Source organism: Pseudomonas sp. GW821-FHT09C09 (assembly GCF_059418105.1).
Map to the genome: position 1 here is coordinate 930,316 of NZ_JBWKPF010000001.1, position 16,752 is coordinate 947,067.

Annotated in this window: 13 protein-coding genes; 8 read left to right on the forward strand and 5 right to left on the reverse strand. The window is 62.4% G+C overall.

Features of this window, described 5'->3' with window-relative positions:
* The first annotated feature begins 17 nt into the window (after positions 1-17).
* Both xdhC and guaD read left to right on the forward strand, forming a co-directional pair.
* Positions 18-875, forward strand: coding sequence for a xanthine dehydrogenase accessory protein XdhC (xdhC, locus tag AC07NR_RS04385; protein ID WP_305835218.1), 858 nt, complete (start codon positions 18-20; stop codon positions 873-875).
* 13 nt (positions 876-888) lie between these two features.
* Positions 889-2,193 carry a guanine deaminase gene (gene guaD, locus AC07NR_RS04390; protein WP_305835217.1) on the forward strand — a complete coding sequence of 435 codons (1,305 nt, stop codon included), beginning with the start codon at positions 889-891 and terminating at the stop codon, positions 2,191-2,193.
* 69 nt (positions 2,194-2,262) lie between these two features.
* Here guaD and AC07NR_RS04395 read toward each other — a convergent pair whose 3' ends face one another.
* Positions 2,263-3,027 (reverse strand): GntR family transcriptional regulator, encoded by a 765-nt coding sequence (locus AC07NR_RS04395; protein ID WP_064378756.1) that lies wholly within the window; start codon positions 3,025-3,027, stop codon positions 2,263-2,265.
* Positions 3,028-3,251: 224 nt separating this feature from the next.
* Between AC07NR_RS04395 and AC07NR_RS04400 the strand changes: the two genes are divergently transcribed.
* Complete coding sequence (locus tag AC07NR_RS04400; protein ID WP_114882039.1) at positions 3,252-4,442, forward strand: benzoate/H(+) symporter BenE family transporter; 1,191 nt, start codon at positions 3,252-3,254, stop codon at positions 4,440-4,442.
* A gap of 58 nt (positions 4,443-4,500) precedes the next feature.
* Here AC07NR_RS04400 and AC07NR_RS04405 read toward each other — a convergent pair whose 3' ends face one another.
* Entirely contained in the window at positions 4,501-4,845 is a 345-nt protein-coding gene (locus AC07NR_RS04405) for a YggL family protein (protein WP_085711916.1), read from the reverse strand.
* A 233-nt stretch (positions 4,846-5,078) separates the two neighbouring features.
* Between AC07NR_RS04405 and dacB the strand changes: the two genes are divergently transcribed.
* Positions 5,079-6,539 carry a D-alanyl-D-alanine carboxypeptidase/D-alanyl-D-alanine endopeptidase gene (dacB, locus tag AC07NR_RS04410; RefSeq protein ID WP_495077892.1) on the forward strand — a complete coding sequence of 487 codons (1,461 nt, stop codon included), beginning with the start codon at positions 5,079-5,081 and terminating at the stop codon, positions 6,537-6,539.
* A 53-nt stretch (positions 6,540-6,592) separates the two neighbouring features.
* Here the strand turns inward: dacB and AC07NR_RS04415 are convergent, their stop codons facing one another.
* Positions 6,593-8,977: a sensor domain-containing diguanylate cyclase gene (locus tag AC07NR_RS04415; protein WP_495077893.1), complete on the reverse strand. Its 2,385-nt coding sequence runs from the start codon at positions 8,975-8,977 to the stop codon at positions 6,593-6,595.
* Between the two features lie 144 nt (positions 8,978-9,121).
* The gene (rlmKL, locus tag AC07NR_RS04420) at positions 9,122-11,392 is read right to left on the reverse strand and encodes a bifunctional 23S rRNA (guanine(2069)-N(7))-methyltransferase RlmK/23S rRNA (guanine(2445)-N(2))-methyltransferase RlmL (protein ID WP_495077894.1); all 2,271 of its coding nucleotides are present in this window, start codon (positions 11,390-11,392) and stop codon (positions 9,122-9,124) included.
* A 530-nt stretch (positions 11,393-11,922) separates the two neighbouring features.
* On the opposite strand from rlmKL, the gene rmf reads away from it, so the two are divergent.
* Entirely contained in the window at positions 11,923-12,138 is a 216-nt protein-coding gene (gene rmf, locus AC07NR_RS04425; RefSeq protein WP_003223300.1) for a ribosome modulation factor, read from the forward strand.
* A gap of 138 nt (positions 12,139-12,276) precedes the next feature.
* On the opposite strand, the gene AC07NR_RS04430 is transcribed toward rmf, so the two are convergent.
* Positions 12,277-13,296: a quinone-dependent dihydroorotate dehydrogenase gene (locus AC07NR_RS04430; RefSeq protein ID WP_495077895.1), complete on the reverse strand. Its 1,020-nt coding sequence runs from the start codon at positions 13,294-13,296 to the stop codon at positions 12,277-12,279.
* 221 nt (positions 13,297-13,517) lie between these two features.
* Here AC07NR_RS04430 and AC07NR_RS04435 point away from each other — a divergent pair, with 221 nt between their 5' ends.
* From AC07NR_RS04435 to AC07NR_RS04445, 3 genes are all read left to right on the forward strand, one after another.
* The gene (locus tag AC07NR_RS04435; protein ID WP_495077896.1) at positions 13,518-14,729 is read left to right on the forward strand and encodes a CmpA/NrtA family ABC transporter substrate-binding protein; all 1,212 of its coding nucleotides are present in this window, start codon (positions 13,518-13,520) and stop codon (positions 14,727-14,729) included.
* 15 nt (positions 14,730-14,744) lie between these two features.
* Positions 14,745-15,320, forward strand: a complete 576-nt coding sequence (locus AC07NR_RS04440; RefSeq protein ID WP_134826004.1) for an ANTAR domain-containing response regulator — start codon at positions 14,745-14,747, stop codon at positions 15,318-15,320.
* 220 nt (positions 15,321-15,540) lie between these two features.
* Positions 15,541-16,752 carry a nitrate/nitrite transporter gene (locus AC07NR_RS04445; RefSeq protein WP_007952035.1) on the forward strand — a complete coding sequence of 404 codons (1,212 nt, stop codon included), beginning with the start codon at positions 15,541-15,543 and terminating at the stop codon, positions 16,750-16,752.

Sequence of the window (16,752 nt, forward strand, 5' to 3'; positions counted from 1 at the left end):
CAGATGTCGAGGTGAACATGTACAACTGGATCGACGCCCTCGCCGACCTGCAGAACCAGGGCGAACCCTGCGTTCTGGTGACGATCATCGAAGAGCTCGGCTCGACGCCGCGCAATGCCGGCTCGAAAATGGTCGTCAGCGCCTGCCAGACATTCGACACCATCGGTGGCGGGCACCTGGAATACAAAGCCATGCAGATCGCCCGCGAGATGCTCGCCAGCGGCAGGCAGGACACCCATCTGGAGCGCTTCAGCCTCGGCGCCAGCCTCGGCCAGTGCTGCGGTGGCGCCACGGTATTGCTGTTCGAGCCGATGGGCCAGGTGCAGGCGCAGATCGCCGTGTTCGGCGCCGGTCATGTGGGCCGCGCACTGGTTCCCTTGCTCGCCGGCCTGCCCTGCCGGGTGCGCTGGATCGATTCCCGGGAAGAGGAATTTCCCGAACAGATTCCCCACGGCGTGCGTAAAATCGTCGCCGAAGAGCCTGTGGATGAAATCGACGACCTGCCCGCCGGCAGCTACTGCATCGTCATGACCCACAACCATCAGCTGGATCTGGAACTCACCGCCGCGATCCTCAAGCGCAACGACTTCACCTGGTTCGGCCTGATCGGTTCGAAGACCAAACGCGCCAAGTTCGAACACCGCCTGCGTGACCGTGGCTTCGACGCCAGTGTCGTGCAACGCATGCGCTGCCCGATGGGCATCAGCGAAGTCAAAGGCAAGTTGCCTGTGGAAATCGCCATCTCCATCGCCGGCGAAATCATCGCCACCTATAACGCCAATTTCGGCCAGCACACCGCCAGCGCCGAACCGATTGCCAAACTGCTGCCGGTTTCGCGCCGCAGTCAGGCCGCCACACTCAAAGCCTCAAACTGATTAGAGAAATCTCATGCCTCTGACTCGCAAAGCCTACCGCGCCGCCATCCTGCACAGCATCGCCGACCCTGCCGAGGTCGGCATCGAAGCCTCCTACGAGTATTTCGAGGACGGCCTGCTGGTGGTCGATGGCGGCAAGATCAGCGCCCTCGGCCACGCCAGCGAACTGCTGCCGACCCTGCCGGCGGACATCGAGATCACGCATCACAAGGATGCACTGATCACCCCGGGTTTCATCGACACCCACATCCACCTGCCGCAGACCGGCATGGTCGGCGCCTACGGCGAGCAACTGCTGGACTGGCTGAACACCTACACTTTCCCGTGCGAAAGCCAGTTCGGCGACAAGGCCCACGCCGATGAAGTGGCGGAGATCTTCATCAAGGAACTGCTGCGCAACGGCACCACCACCGCGCTGGTGTTCGGCAGCGTGCACCCGCAGTCGGTGAACTCGTTCTTCGAAGCGGCCGAGAAGCTCGACCTGCGGATGATCGCCGGCAAGGTGATGATGGACCGCAACGCGCCGGACTACCTGACCGACACCGCCGAATCCAGCTACGTCGACAGCAAGGCGCTGATCGAGCGCTGGCACGGCAAGGGCCGCCTGCACTACGCTGTAACCCCGCGTTTCGCCCCGACCAGCACCCCCGAACAACTGACCCTCGCCGGTCAGTTGCTGACCGAATACCCGGATCTGTACATGCAGACCCACATCAGCGAAAACCTCAAGGAAATCGAGTGGGTCAAAGAGCTGTTCCCGGAGCGCAAGGGCTACCTCGACGTCTACGATCACTACCAGTTGCTCGGCGAGCGTTCGGTGTTCGCCCACGGCGTGCACCTTTGCGACGACGAATGCGCGCGCCTGGCGGAAACCGGTTCGGCGATCTCGTTCTGCCCGACCTCGAACTTCTTCCTCGGCAGCGGCCTGTTCAACCTGCCGATGGCCGAGAAGCACAAACTGAACGTCGGCCTCGGCACTGACGTCGGCGGCGGCACCAGTTTCTCGCTGCTGCAGACCCTGAACGAAGCCTACAAGGTGATGCAACTGCAAGGTGCGCGCCTGAGCCCGTTCAAGTCGCTGTACCTCGCCACTCTCGGCGGCGCGCGGGCGCTGCGCCTGGAAGACAAGATCGGCAACCTGCAACCGGGCTCCGACGCCGACTTCCTGGTACTCGACTACAACGCCACGCCGCTGCTGAGCTACCGCCTGAAGCAGTCCAACAACATTGCCGAGACGTTATTTGTACTGATGACGCTGGGCGATGACCGCACCGTGGCCCAGACCTACGCGGCGGGTGCGCTGGTGCACCAGCGCTAGTTTTCTGCAGACAAAAAAATCCCCCGGTGGTGTTCACCCCGGGGGATTTTTATTGCCAGTCGATTCGTTTCAGAGCTTGGCCGCAGGCCGCCCCGGCTTCTTGGTTTGCAACAGATGCGAGAACACTGCATGCAGATCGTCCGACGCGCTTTCCTCGTCGAGGTTGAGCTTGCTGTCGATGTGATCCATGTGATGCATCATCAGGTCCACCGCCAGCTCGCCGTTGCGCGCTTCGATGGCGTCGATCAGCTGGGTGTGTTCGTCGTAGGAACAGTGCGAGCGGTTGCCGCTTTCATATTGGGCGATGATCAGCGACGTCTGCGAAACCAGGCTGCGCTGGAAGCTGATCAACGGCGCGTTCTTCGCCGCTTCGGCCAGTTTCAGGTGGAATTCGCCGGAGAGACGGATACCGGCACCGCGATCGCCACGGGAGAAGCTGTCGCGTTCGTCGTTGACCATCTGCCGCAGTTCGGCGATCTGCTCGGCAGTGGCGTGCTGCACCGCCAGTTCAGTGATCGCGCGCTCCACCAGACGCCGGGCGAGGAACACCTGACGCGCCTCCTCGACGCTCGGGCTCGCCACCACCGCGCCACGGTTCGGCCGCAACAGCACCACGCCTTCATGGGCCAGACGCGAGAGTGCGCGGCGAATGATGGTGCGGCTGACCCCGAAAATTTCCCCCAGCGCTTCTTCGCTCAACTTTGTACCGGGCGCCAGGCGCTGTTCGAGGATGGCCTCGAAGATATGCGCATAGACAATATCGTCCTGGGTTCCGCTGCGGCCGGCTTTGCCTGCTCGCGGTTGTTTCTTGAGGGGTTGCAACTGTTCGTTCATGGGCACTCGAGTCGGGAAGAGCGGCGGCGAATTGACCGTGACTGTAATACGGCACAGTGGGTCGCTGGCAAGTATCGCGTAAAAAACAGCGCGATTGTACACAATGGAAGGTGGCAACACGACTGTACGGCTATTTGTGACTTCGGCTGTATTGCAACGCATCGTTACGTTTGAGTTTAGGCTTAAACCCGAAATCCGTGGCTTGAACAAGGAACGCCGCTGTCATGAACGAAATCACCCACACCCGACTGCGCCCCTTCGCGGACACATCGCCCTCCGCCATCGTCGCCGGATTCATCGCGATGATGACCGGTTACACCAGTTCGCTGGTGCTGATGTTCCAGGCCGGGCAGGCAGCGGGCCTGACCAGCGGGCAGATTTCCTCGTGGATCTGGGCAATTTCCATCGGCATGGCGGTGTGTTCGATCGGCCTGTCGCTGCGCTATCGCACGCCGATCACCATCGCCTGGTCGACCCCCGGCGCAGCGCTGCTGATCACCAGCCTCGGCGGCGTCACCTACGGCGAAGCGATTGGCGCCTATATCACTTGTGCGCTGCTGGTGACCATTTGCGGCCTGACCGGCAGCTTCGAACGCCTGGTGAAAAAGATCCCGGCCTCTCTGGCGGCCGCCTTGCTGGCGGGGATTCTGTTCAAGATCGGCAGCGAAATCTTCGTCGCCGCGCAGCACCGCACCGGGCTGGTACTGGGGATGTTCTTCACTTACCTGCTGGTCAAGCGCCTGACGCCGCGTTATGCGGTGCTCGCCGCGCTGCTGATCGGCACCGCGTTGTCGGGCTTCATGGGGCTGCTGGATTTCAGCGGTTTTCACCTGGAAGTGGCAACACCGGTCTGGACCACGCCGCACTTTTCTCTCGCCGCGACCATCAGCATCGGCATTCCGTTGTTTGTGGTGGCGATGACCTCGCAGAACATGCCTGGCGTCGCCGTGTTGCGCGCCGACGGCTACAACGTCCCGGCCTCGCCCTTGATCACCACCACCGGCATTGCCTCGCTGCTTTTGGCGCCGTTCGGTTCCCACGGCATCAACCTCGCAGCGATCAGCGCCGCGATCTGCACCGGCCCCCACGCCCACGAGGATCGCAACAAACGCTACACCGCCGCCGTGTGGTGCGGGATTTTCTACGGGATTGCCGGGGTGTTCGGCGCCACGCTGGCGGCGCTGTTTGCCGCGCTGCCCAAGGAGCTGGTGCTGTCGATTGCTGCTTTGGCCCTGTTCGGCTCGATCATCAATGGCTTGAGCATCGCCATGACCGAGGTGAAGGAACGGGAAGCGGCATTGATCACCTTCATGGTCACGGCGTCGGGGCTGACGCTGTTCTCCATCGGTTCGGCGTTCTGGGGGATTGTTGCGGGGGTGCTGACCTTGCTGATCCTCAACTGGCGCAAGGCCTGACTCGTTAAAAAGCAGGCATAAAAAAACGGCGACCCGAGGGTCGCCGTTTTTTTCAGTATCACTTGGCCGCGTTGATCGGCTTTTCCGGATACCAGACGTCCAGCAGCGGGCTGATTTCAGTGGTGGTCAGCTCGGAGCGGGTTTTCAGCCAGGCTTCGACAGCAGCGCGCTGCTCTTCGGAGACCGAGCCACGCTTCTGCAGGCAAACCAGACCGAAGTCTTCGCCGCCGACATAGCCCAGACCGTTGGCTTCCATGGCTTCTTTGATGAATGCTTCGAGGAAAGCGTCAATGGCTTCTTCGGACAGGTCTTCTTTGAAGCCCAGGTTCAGTTCGAAACCCAGCTCTTGAAATTCATCGACGCACAGTTTTTTGCGCAGACGCTGGGAACGGTTAGTCGCCATTGGAACAATCCTCTTAAGTAATAACGGCCGGCACTTTACCAGTTTAAGGCGGCGATTGCCCGCCTATCCGGGACGTGCGTACGACCGCCCGTAAAAAAATAACCGATTGGGCCCCTTGGGAAAGGCACAAGCTGTTACACCTTGGGGCATAATGCCGACACTTTCATGACCACTGAGGGCCTTTTCATCCATGTCCTCGTCTTTTTCCCCTCGGCTGTAGGGTTTTATTTCATATGATCAAATCGTTGCGTCCTCTGCTCCTGGCCGGCCTTCTTCTTCCCCTGGCCCTGCCCGTCTCCGCTGCCACCATCAACACGTCCCTGACCCCCAACGTCGAAAAAGCCCTCAAGGCCAGCAAGCTGCAGCCTACTGCCCTGTCGCTGGTGATGGTGCCGCTGGACGGCCCGGGCACGCCGACCGTTTACAACGCCGATGTGTCGGTCAACCCGGCCTCGACCATGAAACTGGTGACCACCTACGCGGCGCTGGAAATGCTCGGCCCCAACCATCAGTGGAAAACCGAGTTCTACACCGACGGCGACCTGAGCGGCGGCATCCTCAACGGCAACCTCTACCTCAAGGGTGGCGGCGATCCGAAGCTGAACATGGAAAAACTCTGGCTGCTGATGCGCGACCTGCGCGCCAACGGCGTGACCCAGATCACCGGCGACCTGGTGCTGGACCGCAGCTTCTTCATTCAGCCGCAACTGCCTGAGTTCAACGATGACGGCAATGACGAGAACAAGCCGTTCCTGGTCAAGCCCGACTCGCTGCTGGTCAACCTCAAAGCCCTGCGCTTCGTGGCCCGCAATGACGGCGGCCGGGTACTGATTTCAGTAGAACCGCCGATTGCCAGCATCAAGATCGAGAACACCGTCAAGGCGCTCAACTCCAAGCAATGCACTGGCGGCGTTCGCTACAACCCGGTGACGCAGGCCGATGGCAGCGTGACGGTGACCGTGGCCGGTCAGTTGGGTGAAGGCTGCAGCTCGCAGACTTACCTGTCGCTGCTCGACCACGCGACCTACACCGCCGGCGCCGTGCGGGCGATCTGGAAGGAACTGGGCGGCAGCATCCAGGGCAAGGACCGTCTGGCCCCGACGCCGAGCAACGCCAAGGTGCTGGCTCGTGCCTTCTCCCCGGATCTGGCGGAAATCATCCGCGACATCAACAAATACAGTAACAACACCATGGCCCAGCAGCTGTTCCTGAGCCTTGGCCAGAAATTCCGCAACGAAGCCGACGGCGATGACGCCAAGGCCGGGCAGCGCGTGGTCCGCCAGTGGCTGGCGAGAAAAGGCATCACCGCGCCGCATCTGGTGATGGAGAACGGTTCCGGCCTGTCCCGTGCCGAGCGGGTCAGCGCCCGGGAAATGGCCGCGATGCTGCAAGCCGCGTGGCACAGCCCTTACGCGGCCGAGTACATCAGCTCGCTGCCGATCGCCGGCATGGACGGCACCATGCGCAAACGCCTGAAGACCACCGCGATGCGTGGCGAAGCCCACGTCAAGACCGGCACCCTGAACACCGTACGCGCCATCGCCGGCTTCAGCCGCGACGTCAACGGCAACACCTGGGCCGTGGTGGCGATCCTCAACGACAAGGCGCCGTTCGGCGCGTCGTCGGTTCTGGATCAGGTGCTGTTGGATCTCTATAAGCAGCCGCGAGTGCCGCAGACCGCTTCGGTTCTGTAAGCACACCATAGACACTGTGGGAGCCAGCCTGCTGGCTCCCACAAGTCCGATGCTTAACTCATCTGCCGCTCGACCCGATCCCGCCCGCCCTGCTTCGCCGCGTAAACCCCCGAATCCGCCCGCAACAACAGCGAGTCGGCGCCCTCTCCCGGCCGCCAGCTGGCAATCCCGAAACTCGCGGTCACCACACCGACCACATCCACCGGCGCCCCGCGCAAGCCTTGCCACAACTCCACGGCCAGCATGTACGCGTGATCGCCGTCGATGTCCGGGCACAGCACCATGAACTCTTCGCCACCGAGACGACAGAACACATCGGTCCGCCGCAGGCGATGGCCGATGCGCTCGCACACCGCTTGCAACACCCGGTCGCCGACCGCATGGCCGTACTGATCGTTGATCCGTTTGAAGTGGTCGATGTCGAGCATGATCACCGACAATTCGCCGCCCCCACGCTCGACCCGGGCCATTTCGGTGGTCAGGCGCTCCTGGAAATAGCGCCGGTTGTGGATGCCGGTCAGCGCATCGGTCACCGACAGTGCGCGCAGTTCTTCCTCCACGCGCTTCAGGTCGGAGATGTCCGAAATGTAGCCATGCCACAGCACGCCACCACCCGGCAGTTCCTCGGGCGTCGCTTCGCCGCGCACCCAGCGCAGGCCGCGCTCGGGCAATTGCACGCGGTACTCTTCACGCCACGGACTGAGGTTGTCCGCCGAGGCACGGATCGACTTGCGCACACGGCTGACGTCCTGCGGATGAATCCGGGTGAAGATTGATTCGGCATTGAGCAGCAGTACGTCGGGTTCCAGCTCGTAGATCTCGCGGATGCCGTCGCTGGCGTAAATCACGCTGAAGCGCCCATCGAATTCCATCTTGAACTGATAGATGCCGCCGGGAACGTGGGCACTGAGTTTCTTCAGCAGCACGTCCCGCGCCGCCAGCGCTTCGTGTACGCGCTTGCGTTCGGTGATGTCGATGCAGATCGCCAGGTGTCCGACCCACAGGCCCTGCTCGTCCAGCACCGGGGTGGCCAGCATGTTCACCGGCAGATGACTGCCGTCCTTGCGCACCAGCGTCCACTCGCGCGCCTCATGCCCGCCGACTTCACCGCCCTCCACCAGCATCGCCTGGCAGGTCGGGATGGCCTTGCCATAGCGGGCGCTCAGCTCCGCCGCACGGGTAATCAGCTCACGGGGGAAATGCAGGTTTTCCAGGGTCATGTGGCCAACCACCTCGGCGCTGCGATAGCCGAGCATCTGCTCCGCGCCGGGGTTGAAGGTGTTGATCACGCCGCGCAGGTCGGTGGCGATGATCGCCACTTGAGTCGCCGCGTTGAGCACCCCGCGCAACTGGCCATGGGTGCCCCGCAGCTCCTGTTCACGTTCATGTAGTTCCTGGGTGCGCAGCTCGACCATGCGCAAGGCCCGCTGACGCTGACTGACCAACACATACAGCAGCGCACTGAGCAACAGGCTGAGCAGACCGCCGAGAATCACCACGCTGCCAACCGACGAATGGTTCGCCTGCAAAAAGGCTTCGCTGGGCGAGATATCGACCTGATAGTCATGATCGGCCATGCGCACCAGCCGCGTGGTCGACAGATCGCTGGGCGCCGGATCATTGGTCGACTCGAACAGCACCTCGTGCTGATCATTGGTCGACAGGTCGAGGATGCGCACCGACAGGTAATCATGCAGGGCGTCCGGCAGCCCGTCGGCGAGCAACTGGCGCATGCTGATCACCGCCATCACATAACCGAAGGAGTTGGGCTCACCCTCGCGCCGCACCGGCGCCACCAGCAGCACGCCCCGCGCATAGGCCGGTTCGATACTGACCAGATGCATCGGCTGCGACACCGCCAGGCCGCCGAGCTGGTCGGCGCGCTCCAGGGTCGAACGACGCAGCGGCTGGGCCAGCAAGTCATAACCCAGCGGTGAGCCGAGGCGGCTCTGGGTCTGGCTGTACACCACGACGACGTATTCATCCCGGGCGGCGGCCAGTTGCAGTTCGCCGCGAGCATTGAGTTCGCGCACGCTGAAGGTGGTAATGCCTTCGTCACGCACCCGTTGCTCGAACGCGGCGCGCTCGGCACCGCTCACTCGCAAGGCGAACGAATAGGCCTGGGTGCGCAGTAATAAAGGTTGGGTGTAGCCGTCGAATTCGGCGCGGGACACCGATTCGGAGTTGGCGAAGAACCGGCGCAGGCCGTCGAGGCGTTGCTCCTGATCCTGGAAGCGTTCTTCGATACGGCTGTAACGCTCATTGGCCAGCAGTTGAAAACGCTGGCGCAACTGGCTGTGAAACTGATTGAGGGTGGCCCAGGCCAGCAGCCCCGTGAGAATCCCGCCGGCGAGCAATACCAGCAGCGCGACCAGCCAGGCCGAGACTTCTTCGCTGATGAAACCCAGGATCTTTGGGCGCACGGGGTGCAACGACATATGGGCCACTCACTACGCCAGTACTTGCGGGATAACCCCATTGGCCGTGAGTGAGTTATAGCTATTAGCCATTAATTTGGCTAGCTCTGATCGGATCCAAGAACCTTTAAAATCAAGGCTCTGTGGATCCAATCAGACAAAGCGTCAACGAGCCGTGATTTTCCAGGCGCGGTGGATCTTGCCGTTGCGGGCGAAATCCGGATCGATGGTGCTGGCAGTGATTTCCTCGACCGCATAACGCTCGGCCAGGTTATCTTCCAGCTGGAACTTGCGGAAGTTGTTGGAGAAGTACAACACGCCGCCGGCTGCCAGACGGGCCATGGCCAGGTCGATCAACTGCACCTGGTCACGCTGCACGTCGAAGATCCCTTCCATGCGCTTGGAGTTGGAGAAGGTCGGCGGGTCGATGAAGATCAGGTCGTACTCTTCCCGGCAGCTTTCCAGCCACGCCATTACATCGCCCTGCTCCAGACGGTTCTTGTCTGAGAAGCCGTTGAGCGACAGGTTACGGCGCGCCCAGTCGAGGTAGGTTTTCGACAGGTCGACGCTGGTGGTGCTGCGCGCGCCGCCCTTGGCCGCGTGCACACTGGCGGTCGCGGTGTAGCAGAACAGGTTGAGGAAGCGCTTGCCGGCCGCCTCTTTCTGGATCCGCATGCGCATCGGCCGGTGATCGAGGAACAGCCCGGTGTCGAGGTAGTCGGTGAGGTTCACCAGCAGCTTCACGCCGCCTTCGGTGACTTCGTTGAACTTGCCCTGAGCCGCCTGACGCTCGTACTGCTTGGTGCCGCTCTGACGCTCGCGGCGCTTGACCACTACGCGGCTCTTGTCGATGTTCAGTGCCTGCGGGATGGCCGCCAGGGCGTCGAACATGCGGATCGAGGCTTTTTCCGGGTCGATCGACTTCGGCGCGGCGTATTCCTGAACGTGCACCCAGTCGTGGTACAGGTCGATGGCCATGGCGTATTCCGGCATGTCCGCATCGTAGACGCGGTAGCAGTCGATGCCTTCGCGCTTGACCCACTTGCCCATCGCCTTGAGGTTCTTCTGCAGGCGGTTGGCAAACATCTGCCCGCCTTCGCTCAGGCGTGGCTGCTCGATCACCGGAGCCGGGGCCGGCGTCGGTTTGATCGGGTTGCCGTTTTTGTTGTACTTGCGCTCTTGCGGCTCGTCCGGCGCCTGATCGTAGGCAGCCTGCTCGCGCTCGGCCTGACGTTGCTCCGGAGTACGACGCTCGCCGGTGACGAACTGATCCGGCAACACTTTGATCAATAGCAGCTTGCACGGCAGCGCGCCGTTCCAGAACGAATACTGCTTGTGGCTGCGGATGCCCATGCGCTTGCCCAGATCCGGCGCGCCGGTGAACACCGCGGCTTCCCAGTTCAGGCAAGCCTGACGCAGGCGCTCGCCAAGGTTCTGGTAGAGGTACAACAGGCTGGCTTCATCGCCCAGACGCTCGCCGTATGGCGGGTTGCAGATCACCAGACCTTTCTGGTTCTGGTCCGGACGCGGTTCGAACGTCGCGACTTCGCCCTGATAGATCTTGATCCACTCGCTCAGGCCGGCGCGCTCGACGTTGTTGCGGCCCGGCTGGATCAGTCGAGGGTCGGCTTCATAACCACGGATCCACAGCGGCGGCTTGGCCAGACCGGCAGCGGCACGCTCGACGGCTTCTTCATGCAATTTCTTCCACAGCGCCGGGACGTGACCGAGCCACGCGGTGAAGCCCCACTGCTCGCGACGCAGGTTCGGCGCCATATCGGCGGCGATCATGCCGGCTTCCACCAGGAACGTGCCGACACCGCACATCGGGTCAGCCAGCGCGCCACCTTCGGCAGCAATGCGCGGCCAGCCGGAACGGATCAGGATGGCGGCTGCAAGGTTTTCCTTCAGCGGCGCAGCGCCCTGCTGCAAGCGGTAGCCGCGCTGGTGCAGGCTGTGGCCGGAAAGGTCGAGGGACAGGATCGCTTCGCCGCGATCCAGACGCAGGTGAATGCGCAGGTCCGGGTTGAGCTTGTCGATGCTCGGGCGATCACCCTGCGGGGTGCGCAGTTTGTCGACGATGGCGTCCTTGACCTTCAAGGCGCCGAAATGGGTGTTGTCGATGCCCGAGCCGTGGCCGCTGAATTCAACAGCCAGGGTGCCGTCGGCCAGCATGTGGTCTTGCCAGTCGACGTCGAGCACGCCGTGGTACAGGTCTTCGGCGTTTTTCATCGGGAAGCGTTTGAGCACCAGCAACACGCGGTTGGCCAGACGCGACCAGAGGCACAGGCGATAAGCGGTTTCCATGGTCGCCATGCCACGCACGGCGGAGGTGTGCTCGCGGGCTTCTTCAAGGCCAAGCCCGACGGCTTCCTCGATGAGCAGGCCTTCAAGGCCTTTGGGGCAAGTGAGGAAGAGTTCGAAACGGTCGGACATGTTTTTTCCAGAGCCTTTGGCTAATGAACCGGCAACGCATTGCCGATCCGGTTTTGAATCAGGCGCTTTTCTACAAGAGCGCCCGCGTGGCACGAAGGTGTGCCGTTCCATCCCCGCTGCTCGGATTAAAAGAGCTTAGATGCCGGGACAGATAAAAAAGTTGATGCAACAAAATGACTCAAAGCAACCCTTCGTCGAAAAGTACCCGACGGTAAACGTGGGTCATTCTCACTAAGGCATTAAACCTGTCATACAGCGCAGGGCCGATCATACCGGGGTTTGGTGAATAAACATTCATGAAACCTGCCGTTACTTATCGCCATAGCACCCTTTTCGTTACGTCCTTATGACAAAACGGTCATTCCCTCGATGTGACTCATTGGTTAGAACTGGACACAGGTTGACGTCGCAACGGCGTCAACACCTTGGCTCGCCACGCCGGCAGCGAGCCGCCAACGGCAGAGTTTTTCTGCCAGACCTCAATTGAGGTCGACGCGACAAAAACAGTCAACAAGTGAGGGAAACACCCTATGAGAAGACTTAAGCGTGATCCGTTGGAAAGAGCATTTTTGCGCGGATATCAATATGGCGTTGGTGGCAAATCCCGTGAGCTTTGCCCATTTACTCTACCGTCGGTACGTCAAGCCTGGATCAACGGCTGGCGAGAAGGACGCGGCGACAACTGGGACGGTATGACCGGCACTGCGGGAATCCACAGACTCAACGAACTTCACGCCGTCGGCTGACACAGGGCATTTATTCCGACACGACAATCTGATTTCGCAACACCCTGATCACCATGCACGTCCTTCCCGGACGGCGGGCTACGGCCCAGGGGCTCCTTCGAGGAGCCCTTTTTTATGCCTGCCGTTTATGTCCGATGATCAGCGCCGGGCAGCGATCGCGTCCACGGATTCGCGGATCAGCGCCGGGCCTTTGTAGATGAAGCCGGAGTAGATCTGCACCAGGCTCGCGCCGGCAGCGATCTTCTCGGCCGCATGCTTGCCTTCGGTGATGCCGCCCGCCGCGATGATCGGCAGTTTGCCGCCCAGCTCGGACGCCAGCACTTTCACGGTGTGGGTGCTCTTCTCACGCACCGGCGCGCCGGACAGACCGCCCGCCTCGTCACCGTGTTCCATGCCTTCGACGCCCACGCGGCTGAGGGTGGTGTTGGTCGCGATCACCGCGTCCATCCCGGTTTCGATCAGTGCTTGCGCGACTTGCGCCGTTTCTTCGTCGGTCATGTCCGGCGCGATCTTGATCGCCAGCGGTACATGCTTGCCGTGGCGCAGGGCCAGTTCGGCGCGACGTGTGGCCAAGTCCGCCAGCAACTGCTTGAGCGAATCGCCGAATTGCAGGCTGCGCAGGCCCGGAGTGTTCGGCGAACTGACGTTGACCGTGACGTAACTGGCGTGGGCGTAAACCTTGTCCAGGCAGATCAGGTAATCATCCACCGCACGCTCGACCGGGGTGTCGAAGTTCTTGCCGATGTTGATCCCCAGCACGCCCTTGTATTTGGCCGCCGCCACCCGCGCCAACAGGTTGTCCACACCGAGGTTGTTGAAGCCCATGCGATTGATGATCGCCTCGGCTTCCGGCAGGCGGAAAATCCGTGGTTTCGGGTTGCCGGGCTGCGGACGCGGAGTCACGGTACCGATTTCGACAAAACCGAAACCCAGCTGCGCGAAGCCGTCGATGGCCGCGCCGTTCTTGTCCAGACCGGCCGCCAGACCCACCGGGTTCGGGAACTGCAGGCCCATCACGTTCACCGGCAGCGACGCCGGCGCCTTGCACAACAAGCCGTTGAGGCCCAAACGCCCGCCCGCGCCGATCAGATCCAGCGACAGATCGTGGGAGGTTTCCGGGGAAAGTTTGAACAACAGCTGACGGGCCAGGGTGTACATGGGCGGCTATGACTCGGGCGGCGAAAAGAGGCGGCGATTATAGCCGGGCATCGCCCTGCCGCGCGAGGCGCATGCGCAAATCCGCTGCGCTGGCATATGCCTTGCACCTTCCCCGATATCAGCCCACAGGCCAATGGTGGCGTGCAGGCAAGGACAATGGCGTCGTCTCTCGGTTTTGCGCGGGCAAAGCCTCGGACGGCGTTTTTTTTGAGGGTGGCTTCATGACTCAAACCTCCGTCGGGCCACTGGCCTGGGTCAACGGCAGCGATGCTCCGGAAAAAAGCGCGATCAACCTGGGTTTCATGGCCCTGAGCGACTGCGCTTCGGTGGTGGTCGCCGCCACGCAGGGCTTTGCCCAGCCTTACGGCCTGACCCTGAACCTCAAGCGCCAGAGCTCATGGGCCAACCTGCGGGACAATCTGGTCAGCGGTGAACTCGACGCCGCCCACAGCCTCTACGGCCTGATCTACGCGGTACACCTGGGCATCGGTGGCGTCGCACCGACCGACATGGCAGTGCTGATGGGCCTGAACCAGAACGGCCAGAGCCTCAACCTGTCCCACGGCTTGCAGGGGCTGGGCGTGACCGGTCCTGAGGCGCTGGACCGTCATGTGCACCAAACCCGCGCAAGGCTGACCTTTGCCCAGACCTTCCCCACCGGCACCCATGCCATGTGGCTGTATTACTGGCTGGCGAGCCAGGGCATCCATCCGTTGCAGGATGTCGACAGCGTGGTGGTGCCGCCGCCGCAAATGGTCGCGCACCTGCAGGCCGGTCGCATCGACGGCTTCTGCGTCGGCGAGCCGTGGGCCGCCAGCGCGGTGCAGCGGAATCTCGGTTTCACACTGGCGACCAGCCAGACCATCTGGCCCGATCACCCGGAAAAGGTCCTCGGCTGCACCCGCGCCTTCGTCGAGCAATACCCCAACACGGCCCGGGCGCTGGTGATGGCGATCCTCGAAGCCAGTCGTTTCATCGAAGAAAGCCCGGAAAACCGCCGCAGCACCGCGCAGCTGCTCAGCGCCGCCGAGTACCTCGACGCCCCGGTTTCCTGCATCGAACCGCGTTTTCTCGGCGCCTACGACGACGGTCTGGGCAACCGCTGGCAAGACCCGCACGCCCTGCGCTTTCACGGCGATGGCGCGGTGAATCTGCCGTACCTGTCGGATGGCATGTGGTTCATGACCCAGTTCCGTCGTTGGGGTTTGCTGCGCGACGACCCGGACTACCTCGCCGTCGCCCGCCAGGTGCAGCAACTGGCGCTGTACCGCGACGCCGCCAGCGCTGTCGGTGTGCCGGTCGGCACCGAAGACATGCGCAGCAGCCAGTTGATCGACGGCAAGGTCTGGGATGGCAGCGACCCGGTTGCCTACGCGCAAAGCTTCAAGCTGCACGCGTTGAGCAACAACGCCCATCTTCTCGCCCACCGCTGACAGGAGACCGCGAACATGCTGCGCATTCTGCTGATCAACGACACGGCGAAGAAAGTCGGCCGCCTGAAAGCTGCGCTGACCGAGGCCGGTTTCGAGGTCATCGACGAGTCCGGCCTGACCATCGACCTGCCGGCGCGCGTCGAAACGGTGCGCCCGGACGTGATCCTGATCGATACCGAGTCACCGGGCCGCGATGTGATGGAACAAGTGGTACTGGTCAGCCGCGACCAGCCCCGGCCGATCGTGATGTTCACCGACGAGCACGACCCCGGCGTGATGCGCCAGGCAATCAAGTCCGGAGTCAGTGCCTACATCGTCGAAGGCATTCACGCACAACGCCTGCAGCCGATTCTCGACGTGGCCATGGCCCGCTTCGAAAGCGACCAGGCCCTGCGCGCCCAGCTTCAGGCTCGCGACCAGCAGCTGGCCGAGCGCAAGCGCATCGAACTGGCCAAGGGTCTGTTGATGAAAATGAAGGACTGCAACGAAGAAGAGGCCTACACCCTGATGCGCCGCCAGGCCATGAGCCGCCAGCAGAAACTGATTCAGGTGGCGGAGCAGATCATTGCCATGAGCGAGTTGCTTGGCTGAGCTGGCACAGATCTCGCTAAGCAATTCCTACAGGTAACCAACGGCGGTTGCCCCACCCACGACAAAGACGTCGCTCACCTTCTTCGCCCCTTTCGGCGATCCGGGTAGCGGCGTTTTTGCGTTTTGGCCCCACTGACCGGGGCCGGTGGTGCGGCCGTGGCGGCGCCCCACTGTGCTGGTTCTGACTCCTTCTCGAGATTCTCTACCGCTGAGGTGCGCGATGAATAAAAGCTTCTGGAAATCCGGCCACACCCCGACCCTGTTCGCGGCCTTCCTGTATTTCGACCTGAGCTTCATGGTCTGGTACCTGCTTGGCCCGTTGGCGGTGCAGATTGCCGCCGACTTGCACCTGACCACTCAGCAACGCGGCCTCGTCGTCGCGACGCCGATTCTGGCCGGTGCCGTGTTGCGCTTTGCAATGGGCATGCTCGCCGATCGCCTGTCGCCGAAAACCGCCGGCCTGATCGGCCAGGTGATCGTGATCTGTGCGCTGTTCGGCGCCTGGAAACTCGGTATCCACAGCTACGAACAGGCGCTGCTGCTTGGCCTGTTCCTCGGCATGGCCGGCGCTTCGTTCGCCGTAGCGCTGCCGCTGGCCTCGCAGTGGTATCCGCCCGAGCATCAGGGCAAGGCGATGGGAATCGCCGGGGCCGGCAATTCCGGCACCGTGTTCGCGGCACTGATCGCTCCGGTACTGGCAGCGGCGTTCGGCTGGAGCAATGTGTTCGGTTTCGCCCTGATCCCACTGATCCTGACCCTGGTGCTGTTTGCCTGGCTGGCGAAAAACGCGCCGGAGCGACCAAAAGCCAAATCCATGGCCGATTACTTCAAGGCCCTGGGCGACCGCGACAGCTGGTGGTTCATGTTTTTCTACAGCGTCACCTTCGGCGGCTTCATCGGCCTGGCCAGCGCCCTGCCCGGCTACTTCAACGATCAATACGGCTTGAGCCCGGTCACCGCCGGTTACTACACCGCCGCCTGCGTGTTCGGCGGTAGCCTGATGCGCCCGCTGGGCGGCGCGCTGGCCGACCGTTTCGGCGGAATTCGCACGCTGTTGGCGATGTACACGGTGGCGGCAGTCTGCATCGCAGCGGTCGGCTTCAACCTGCCGAGTTCCTACGCGGCACTGGCACTGTTCGTCTGCACCATGCTCGGTCTCGGCGCCGGTAACGGGGCGGTGTTCCAACTGGTGCCGCAGCGCTTTCGCCGGGAGATCGGCGTGATGACCGGGCTGATCGGCATGGCCGGCGGCATCGGCGGTTTTGCGTTGGCGGCGGGCATGGGCGCGATCAAACAGAGCACCGGCAGCTATCAACTGGCGCTGTGGTTGTTTGCCAGCCTTGGCGTGTTGGCATGGTTCGGTCTGCACGGGGTCAAACGCCGCTGGAGAACCACCTGGGGTTCGGCGGCCGTGACCGCTGCCCGGGTCTGA